The following is an 8,708-nucleotide window of genomic DNA, read 5'->3' as shown; positions in this document are numbered from 1 at the left end:
TCAAGGCTTCCTCCCATGGGTTTCGTTGCGAAACCCTTGGCGCGGGGGCTGGCGGCGATCAAGCCCGATAATGCGCATGGCCAAGCGCATCGCGCTCGGGCAGGGTGGAGCATCGGGCATGAACGGGAGACGGATATGACGGGCAGGCAGCGTATCGGACGGTCGCTCGTCCTCGCCGCGAGCTGGATCGCGCTGACCGCCGCGAGCGCCGAGCCCGCCTACGACATCGTGATCCGCGGCGGCACCATCTACGACGGGTCGGGCAAGGCGCCGGTCGCCGGCGACGTCGCGATCAGGGACGATCGCATCGTCGCGGTGGGCAAGGTCGAAGGCATGGGCAAGACCGAGGTATCGGCGAGCGGCATGGCGGTCGCGCCGGGTTTCATCAACATGCTGAGCTGGGCGACCGAATCGCTGATCGCCGACCCGCGCAGCCAGAGCGATATCCGCCAGGGCGTGACGCTCGAGGTGATGGGCGAAGGCTGGTCGATGGGACCGATGAACGCCGCGATGAAGGCGCAGGAGACCGAGCGCCAGGGCGACATCAAATATGCGATCACCTGGACCAGCCTCGGCGATTATCTGAGCTATCTCGAAAAGCGCGGCATCGCGACCAACGTCGCGAGCTTTGTCGGTGCCGCGACGGTGCGCATCCACGAGCTCGGCGAAGGCGATGTCGACCCGACCCCCGAACAACTCGGCCGCATGCAAGCGCTGGTGCGGCAGGCGATGGACGAGGGCGCGCTCGGCGTCGGCAGCTCGATCATCTATGCTCCCGGCTCCTATGCCGAAACCGACGAACTCGTTGCGCTGACCAGCGAAGCCGCGAAATGCGGCGGCATGTACATCAGCCATATGCGCTCCGAAGGCGACCGGCTCGAGGAAGCGGTCGACGAGCTGATCGAGATTTCGCGCCGCTCGGGCGCCCCCGCCGAAATCTATCATCTCAAGATGGCGGGCCGCGACAATTGGGGCAAATATGATTCGGTCGTGCAGAAGGTGGAGGCGGCGCGCGCTGCGGGCCAGCGGATCACCGCCGATATGTACACCTATACCGCGGGCGCGACCGGGCTCGACGCCGCGATGCCGACCTGGGTGCAGGCGGGCGGGCTCGAGGCGTGGATCGAACGGTTGAAGGACCCCGCCACGCGTGCGCGCGTCGCCGCCGAAATGCAGAAGCCGGGGAGCGACTGGGAAAATCTCTACCTCGGCGCGGGCGCCGACAAGATGATCCTGTCGGGCTTCAAGAGCGAGAGACTGAAACCGCTGACCGGCAAGACGCTCGCCGACGTCGCGGCGATGCGCGGCAAGAGCCCCGAAGAGACCGCGATGGACCTCGTCGTCGAAGACGGCTCGCGCGTCGGCACCGTCTATTTCCTGATGTCGGAGGATAATGTCCGCAAGCAGGTGCAGCTGCCGTGGATGAGCTTCGGGTCCGACGCGGCCTCGCAATCGGCCGAGGGCGTGTTCCTGAAATCGGGGTCGCACCCGCGTACCTATGGCAATTTCGCCCGGCTGCTCGGCCGCTACGTCCGCGACGAGAAGCTGATCTCGCTCGAACAGGCGGTGTACCGGCTGACCACGCTGCCCGCGACCAACCTGGGGCTGGCCGAGCGCGGCGCGCTCAAGCCCGGCTATTATGCCGATGTCGTGATCTTCGATCCCGCGACGATCGCCGATCATGCGACCTTCGAGAAGCCGCACCAATATGCGACCGGGGTGCGCGACGTCTTCGTCAACGGCGCGCAGGTGCTGAAGGGCGGCGAGCCGACCGGTGCCACCCCCGGCCGTGCGGTGCGCGGTGCGGGGTTCGGAAAGTGCCGCTGAGGGCTCAGTCGCGGAAACGGATCGCGGCGCCGTCGGCATCGCGCGTGATCCGCACCCGCACGTCGTAGAGCGCGCCGAGCAGCGCCTCGGTCATCACCTCGGCGACTGGTCCGGCCGCGAGCAGCGCGCCATGCTTGATCGCGACAACATCGTCGGCGTGGCGCAGCGCGAGGTCGAGGTCGTGGATCGCCATGATGACGGTGCGCCCGGCGTCGGCGCGCGCGCGCAGCCGCCGCGCCGCGTCGAGCGCATGGCGCGGGTCGAGCCCTGCGGTCGGCTCGTCGACGATCAGCAATTCGGGATCGCCGACGATCGCGCGCGCCAGCATCGCGCGGGCAAGCTCGCCCCCCGACAGGCTCGTCGCGGGGCGGTCGCGCAGCGCGGTGAGATCGCAGGCGGCGAGCGCCTCGTCGATCGCGGGTCGCATCGCGGCGGGCAGGTCGCCGAAACTCGGCAGCACCGGGGTCAGGCCGAGCGCGACGACGCGTTCGACGCTGATCGGCCAGTCGACCTCGGCGCGCTGCGGCAGATAGGCGCGGCGCCGCGCGAGCATCCGGCGGCCGATGACGGTGAGCGACTCGCCGCCGAGTTCGACACGCCCCGCATCGGGCGCGCGCAGCCCTGCGGCGACTTCGAGGAGCGTGCTCTTGCCCGCGCCATTGGGGCCGATCACCGCGGTCAGGCGGCCCGGCGCGAAGACCGCGTCGATCTCGCGCAGCACCGGGCGCTGGTCGCGTTTCACCGTGACGGCGACGAAGTTCAGCGCGCTCATGCGGTGCGCCTTTGCACATGGAGGACGAGCCACAGGAAGAAGGGCGCACCGAACAGGCTGATGAAGACGCCAAGCGCGAGGACCTTGCCGTCTACGACGAGCAGGCGGGTGCCGATATCGGCGAGCGTCACCAGCAAAGCGCCGACGAGCGCGGCGGGAACGAGCGTCTGACCCGGGCGGTGCCCGACGAGCGGGCGGACGATATGCGGCGCGATCAGCCCGACGAAGCTGATCGCGCCCGCGACCGACGTCGCCGCGCCGACCCCCATCGCGGTGCCGAGCAAAGCGAGCAAGCGCGTGCGCGCGACATCGATGCCGAGACTTTCGGCCTGCGCCTCGCCGAGCGCGAGCGCGTCGAGCGCGCGGCCGGTGAGGAGCAGGAGCAGTCCCCCGATCAGGATGAAGGGCGCCGCGAGCCAGACATGGTCCCAGCTGCGGTCGACGAGCGAGCCCATCAGCCACACCATGATCTCATAGGCGGCATAGGGGTTGGGCGCGACATTGAGCGCGACGCTGACCCCGGCGGCGGCGATGCTGCTGACCGCCGCGCCGGCGAGGATCAGCGACAAGGTGCCGCCGCGCCGCGACAGCGCGAGCGCGGTTCCCGCGGTAACGAACCCGCCCGCGAGCCCGAAGAGCGGCGGTGCCATCGCGAAGCTCGCGGCGAAACCGAAATAGATCGCGATCACTGCGCCGAGCGACGCCCCCGCCGACACGCCGAGCAGCCCGGGTTCGGCGAGCGGGTTGCGCAGCAGCCCCTGCAGCACCGCGCCCGACAGCCCGAGGATCGCGCCGACCATCAGTCCGAGGATCAGTCGTGGCAGCCGGATTTCGGTAAGGATCAGCGCCGCAAGGTCGGTGCGTCCCGCGAACAGCCCGCCGAGCGCCTGCTCCGGGGTCAGCCACACCGTCCCGGCGAGCAACGACGCGAAACCCGCGGCGAACAGCAGGACGAGGAGCAGGGGGACGAGCCAGCGTGTCACAGCGGCTTGCCCGCAGCAAAGGGAAGCGGCGTGCGCGCGGTCCCGGCCGCCGCACGCAGTTCGGCGCGCAGCCGGATCGCCGCCTTGGTGATTTTCGGGGTGCCGCACGCATAATAGGCCGGTGAAATTGCCACCGTCCGCGTCCCGTCCCAATAGCGGCGGACGAGTGGATGATGTTCGATATTTTCGCGCATCCCATATTCGGGACGCACGCCCGCGCCCTTCACGAGCAAGGTCGGCGCCGCGACGAGCAGCACCTCGGTATCGGGACGGCTATAACCCGACACCGGCGGCTCGTTGGCGACGTTCACCGCGCCCGCGACCTCGAGGATTTCGTTATAGAGCGAGCCTTTGCTCGCGCTGAAACCGCCGCCGTCCCATGCGACGACGCGCAGCGGCGGCCCGGGATCGCGCGCGAGGTCGGCGAGGTCGCGGTCCATTTCCGCGATCATCGCCTCGCCGCGCTGCACTTCGCCGACCGCGCGCGCAACCTGCCGGACATTGGTCCGGATCGCATCGAAGTCCGCCGCATGGCCGACCTCGACCATCGGATAACCGAGACGCTTGAGCATCGCGCGCGTCGCGGGCTTCGAAAACTCGTCGGTGACGATCAGGTCGGGATTTTGCTGCACCACCTCTTCGGCAAGGCCGTGGTTGATCCCGACGCGGTGCGCCGCATCGGCCATCAGCGACCCCGACGGGTCGCGCGACAGCCAGGTCACCGACACGATCCGTTCGGGCGGCAACAGCGCCAGCACGAGCTGGTCGGTGCATTGGTTCGTCGACATGACGCGCAGCGGCGCCGAAGGCGGCGGCCCGGCGTCGGGCGGCGCCACGGCGCTGCCGGTCGAAACCAGCAGCCCCGCAGCGGCAAGCCCGAGCGCCAGGCCAGACCCGCGCATCAGAAGGTCACGCGCACGCCGCCATAGGCCGCGCGGCCGTATGTGTTATAGCCTTTGACGACGGTGTAATCCTCATCGAACAGATTTTCGATCCGGCCATAGACTTCGAACCGGTCGGTGATCGGGAATGCCGCACGCACGGTGGTTAGCCAATAGCCATCGAGACGATTGGCGAAGCTGTTGTTGATATTGTCGAAGCTGTCGCCCGTCAGGGCGACAGTTGCGCCCAGCTTCAAGCCCCATGGCGATCTCCAGTCGGCGACGAAGCTGGCCTTGTCACGCGGGCGGCGCGCAAGCTGATTGCCAAAGTTCGCGCCCGGCGAACGGGTGGTGGCGTCGACCAGTGCGTAATTCACCCGCACATCGAGGTCGTCGTTGGGGCGAACGATAAGACCGACCTCGACGCCTTTCGACGTCGCGCGTCCGATATTTTCCGATTGGAATGTCGCCGGGTTATAGGCGATCAGATTGTTGCTTTTACGGTGATAATAGGTGGCCGTTGCGGTCACCTTACGGTCGATGAAGCTATGCTCGATGCCGACATCGAAGCCTTTGGAGGTTTCGGGTTTCAGGTCGATATTGCCGAATGGCGGCAAGGCCTCGCTCAACGTCGGCGCGCGGAAACCTTCGGCATAGCTGGCGCGGAATATGGTCTGCCCATCATTGGGTGTATAGGCCGCGTCGGCACCGAAGGACGTGTGATTGCCATATTGCGAATGGTCTTCGTAGCGCAGGCCGCCGTTGACCGTCAGGCCAGCAAACGGGTTCACGCCGATCTGTCCATAGAAGCTGCTATAGTCGCTTTTGAACGTCGTCGGTGTGACATCGCCGCCGAGCGGAAAGAAGGTGCTGGCGAATGTGTTTTCATGCGCCGCACCGAAGACCAGTGACGCGATGCCGAAATCGAGATTGCCGTCATAGGCAAAACGGTCGACCTGGCCGCGCGCGGTGAAGACGTTGTAATTGAACGGGCCGGTTGCGCCTGCCTCGCTGCCTTCGCGGACGAGATCGGTGCGGCTGTACGACAGGCGACCCTTCCACTTGCCGTCGAACAGATCATGGTTCAGGCCGACATAGCCGGTGAACTGTTCATTGTCGGATTCGGGGATCGAATTTGCGGGATTGCCCGGAAAGGCAAAGGCGTCGTCATATTCGATCCGGCCCTTGTTGTAGTAACCGCGCAGATCGAGCGCCAGAGCAGGCGAGAATTCGACGAGCAATTTGCCGTTGGCCGAGAAATTCCGATACCCGTCGCGTTCGGTGCCGCCGATGAGCGACGAAATGCCATCGGTGCGATAATAGCCGGCGCCAAAGCTCCCGGCGAATATGCCGCTTTTGCCGGACACATTGCCATAGGCTTTCACGCTGTCATGGCTGCCATATTCGGCGCTGGCGTTCACGGAGAGGGTGTCGGTCGGTGCGATGGTCTGGACGTCGATGACGCCGCCGATCGCCTGGCTGCCCCAGATGACCGAATTGGCACCGCGCAGCACTTCGACCCGTTCGACATTCCCCGTCAGCAAGGCGCCGAAATCGAACACACCATTGGGCGTCGAGGGGTCATTGATCCGCACGCCATCGATCAGGACCAGTGTCTGGCTGCTTTCCGCACCCCGGATGAACACGCTGGTCTGCGATCCGACAGGACCGCTTTGGGCAACGGCGACACCGGGGACAAGGTTCAAGGCATCGCTGATCGACGTGACCTGCGATGTTTCAAGATCGTCGCGCGTGATGACCGAAATCGTGTGGCCCGTTTCGGTGCGCTTCTGTTCAACGCCGCTCGCGGTGACGACGATATCGCTGTCGGAGCGCTCGCCGGCGTCGGGATTGGACTGCGCGAGGGCGGGCGTCGCCGCCGTCAGCGCGAGGAGGGAAATGAAACCGGTCTTCAACATGGGAAAGCCCCCTTTGCGCCAGAGCGAGTTGGCGGGGCGTGCCGGCGAACCGGTCGGTGCAGGCGAAGCGCGGGCACAAGTCGCTCCGTCGCCACGCACCGATGCGGCCCCAGCCGCACAGGTCGTCGCTCAGACGGAGGATTACCGTGCCATGACCATCCCCTGGACCAAGGCAAGAGCGACCGGTGCGCCGGCAGGTCTCCTGGCTCGCGGGTCACAGCTTGATGCACGCCTTCCCAGGTTGCCCCAGTGGCTGGCCCCGACTTGCGTCCGGACCGGTGCATCGCGCTCACCGCTTACAGTTGCAGGGACAGCCTCGGATTCAAAGGCCTTCGGGGCCTTTTCACCGCGTTCCCGTTTTAAGCCCATTCGGGCACCGGCGCGATCTTGCGGGAGCCAGGCCCCCGCGGCGCAAGCCCATAGCGCAAGCGCGCGGTTTCGCAATCGGCTTTATCGCCGTCGCGATTCCGCGATGCCGGGTTCGACAACATATGCCGCCAAAGGTCCGGAGCGGCGTCGACGCCGCGCGACGCACGGCCGCAACCTCGCCTTTCCGTGCCAGTGTGATCAAGCTTGGCAGTAGCGCTGCCCAAAAAAGAGCAAAGCGATACCGACGCACTCGTCCAAAGCCTTGAGCGGGCTTCGCAATAACGACGAGAGATAGAATGGCGCACCCGAAGGGATTCGAACCCCTGGCCTCTGCCTTCGGAGGGCAGCGCTCTATCCAGCTGAGCTACGGGTGCGCAGACGGCGGCCTCTAGCAACTGCGCGAGCCGCCAGCAATGGCCTATCGACCGCGCGTCGCAGATGTGCGAAGCGGGCGGCAACAGCGCAGGGGAGCGCCGGTGAAGGCATCCGATTACGACTGGCCGATGGCGGCCGACCTTTATGGCGAGATGCAGCTTGAGGCGCATCCGCCGGCGCGGCACCAGTGGCGCGACTTCGTCCCCGGCATCCTCGTCACCGCCATCGCCGCGCTCGCTGCCGCCTGGCTCGCTGATCATTATGCCGCGCCGATCGTCCTGATGGGGCTGCTGATCGGCCTCGCGCTCAGTTTTCTGTCGCAGGACAAGCGCACCCACGCCGGGCTCGACCTGATGTCGCAGACCGCGCTGCGCTTCGGCATCGTGCTCGTCGGCGCGCGGATCACCGCCGACCAGCTCGTCGATCTGGGTCCCCTGCCCTTCGCGCTGCTGGTGCTCATCATGCTCGCAGTCATCGCGGTCACCGTCGCCACCGCACGGCTGTTCCGGCAGGATCGCCACGCCGCCTTGCTCGCGGGCGGCGCGACCGCGATCTGCGGCGCGTCGGCGGCGCTCGCGCTTTACTCGCTGATCGGCGACAAGCGCGTCGACCAGGCGCGCTTCACCCTGACGCTGGTCGGCATCACCGTCGCGAGCGCGCTTGCGATGACGCTCTATCCGGTGCTCGCCGCGCAGCTCGGCCTCTCCGATGCGCAGGCGGGCTTCCTGATCGGCGCGTCGATCCATGACGTCGCGCAGGCGATCGGTGGCGGATTCTCCTTCTCGGCGCCTGCGGGCGAGGTCGCGACGATCGTCAAGCTGACCCGCGTCGCGCTGCTCGCGCCGATGCTGATGCTCGTCGGGCTGTGGCTCGCGCGCAGCGGCGGAGACACCACGGGCAAACGCATTCCCCTCCGCCTGCCCTGGTTCATCCTCGGCTTCCTCGCCGTTGCCGCAATCAACTCGCTCATCGCGATCCCCAAGCCCGTGACCGACGGCGCCGCAACCGCCGCGCAGGCGCTGCTGCTGCTCGCGATCGTCGCCACCGCGATGAAGGCGCGGCTGCATCTGCTGCTCGACCAAGGGTGGCGCAGCTTCGCGCCGATCATCGTCGCGACGCTGACCAGTTTCCTGCTGTCGCTGGGGGCGGCGCTGTTGCTGTGACGCCGTGACGTCAGGCTAAACAGCTGGAATATCAGCTCTTCGGCAGCGCCCAGCTCACCGTCAGCTGCGTCGCGCGGCGCGGGATGTCGAGCTTGGCCTCACTGAAATTGACCTTCTCGTTCGGCGGCAGCATCCGCACCGGCGGTTTGATCGTCCAGCTATAGACGATCGTCCCCTGCGCATCGCGCAGCTCGGCAAGGATCGGCGGCACGCGCTGCTCGCGGTCGGTCGGGTTGATGATCACCCCCGATGCGGCGAAATAGATGGTGCCGTCGGCGAGTTCGCGATGGTCCTGGTTCGGCGGCAGTTCGATGACGAGATCGGGCTCGTCGCTCATCCCGGGAATGCCCAGCCCCTGAGCCCAGCTCGGCAACCCGAAATAATAAAGGCCGGCGGTCGCCGCGACCATCAGCGCCGCA

6 protein-coding genes, 1 tRNA gene, 1 pseudogene and 1 riboswitch are annotated in these 8,708 nt (G+C 66.8%); of the genes and pseudogenes, 2 read left to right on the top strand and 6 right to left on the bottom strand.

From position 1 onward, the window contains the following. Positions 1-135 precede the first annotated feature (135 nt). Positions 136-1,827: an amidohydrolase family protein gene (locus B1A78_RS18755; protein WP_077148423.1), complete on the top strand. Its 1,692-nt coding sequence runs from the start codon at positions 136-138 to the stop codon at positions 1,825-1,827. A 4-nt stretch (positions 1,828-1,831) separates the two neighbouring features. Here the strand turns inward: B1A78_RS18755 and B1A78_RS18750 are convergent, their stop codons facing one another. From B1A78_RS18750 to B1A78_RS18730, 5 genes are all read right to left on the bottom strand, one after another. After that, on the bottom strand, positions 1,832-2,599 hold the full coding sequence (locus B1A78_RS18750; protein WP_077148421.1) for an ABC transporter ATP-binding protein: 768 nt from the start codon (positions 2,597-2,599) through the stop codon (positions 1,832-1,834). Continuing rightward, positions 2,596-3,582 (bottom strand): iron ABC transporter permease, encoded by a 987-nt coding sequence (locus B1A78_RS18745; RefSeq protein WP_077148420.1) that lies wholly within the window; start codon positions 3,580-3,582, stop codon positions 2,596-2,598. Before B1A78_RS18745 ends, B1A78_RS18750 begins: the two co-directional genes overlap by 4 nt. Next, a complete protein-coding gene (locus B1A78_RS18740) occupies positions 3,579-4,484 on the bottom strand; it encodes an ABC transporter substrate-binding protein (RefSeq protein WP_077148419.1) in 906 nt (301 codons plus the stop codon). Before B1A78_RS18740 ends, B1A78_RS18745 begins: the two co-directional genes overlap by 4 nt. Further along, positions 4,484-6,382 (bottom strand): TonB-dependent siderophore receptor, encoded by a 1,899-nt coding sequence (locus B1A78_RS18735; protein WP_083734318.1) that lies wholly within the window; start codon positions 6,380-6,382, stop codon positions 4,484-4,486. Before B1A78_RS18735 ends, B1A78_RS18740 begins: the two co-directional genes overlap by 1 nt. 174 nt (positions 6,383-6,556) lie before the next feature. Next, positions 6,557-6,778, bottom strand: a riboswitch (cobalamin riboswitch). Positions 6,779-7,048: 270 nt separating this feature from the next. Then, a tRNA-Arg gene (locus B1A78_RS18730) sits at positions 7,049-7,125 on the bottom strand. 129 nt (positions 7,126-7,254) lie between these two features. Between B1A78_RS18730 and B1A78_RS18725 the strand changes: the two genes are divergently transcribed. Next, positions 7,255-8,289, top strand: coding sequence for a putative sulfate exporter family transporter (locus B1A78_RS18725; RefSeq protein ID WP_077148418.1), 1,035 nt, complete (start codon positions 7,255-7,257; stop codon positions 8,287-8,289). Between the two features lie 31 nt (positions 8,290-8,320). Here B1A78_RS18725 and B1A78_RS18720 read toward each other — a convergent pair. Next, a pseudogene (locus tag B1A78_RS18720) lies at positions 8,321-8,708 on the bottom strand (thioredoxin); the annotation flags it as partial.

This window comes from Sphingopyxis sp. KK2, from assembly GCF_001990265.1.
GTDB lineage: Bacteria > Pseudomonadota > Alphaproteobacteria > Sphingomonadales > Sphingomonadaceae > Sphingopyxis.
Note: the sequence above shows the minus strand (reverse complement) of the source record. Positions and strands in the feature narration are given on the sequence as shown.

Coding starts and splice junctions, on each gene's coding strand:
- B1A78_RS18755 (WP_077148423.1), top strand. CDS start 136: ATGACGGGCAGGCAGCGTATCGGACGGTCGCTCGTCCTCGCCGCGAGC.
- B1A78_RS18750 (WP_077148421.1), bottom strand. CDS start 2,599: ATGAGCGCGCTGAACTTCGTCGCCGTCACGGTGAAACGCGACCAGCGC.
- B1A78_RS18740 (WP_077148419.1), bottom strand. CDS start 4,484: ATGCGCGGGTCTGGCCTGGCGCTCGGGCTTGCCGCTGCGGGGCTGCTG.
- B1A78_RS18735 (WP_083734318.1), bottom strand. CDS start 6,382: ATGTTGAAGACCGGTTTCATTTCCCTCCTCGCGCTGACGGCGGCGACG.
- B1A78_RS18725 (WP_077148418.1), top strand. CDS start 7,255: ATGGCGGCCGACCTTTATGGCGAGATGCAGCTTGAGGCGCATCCGCCG.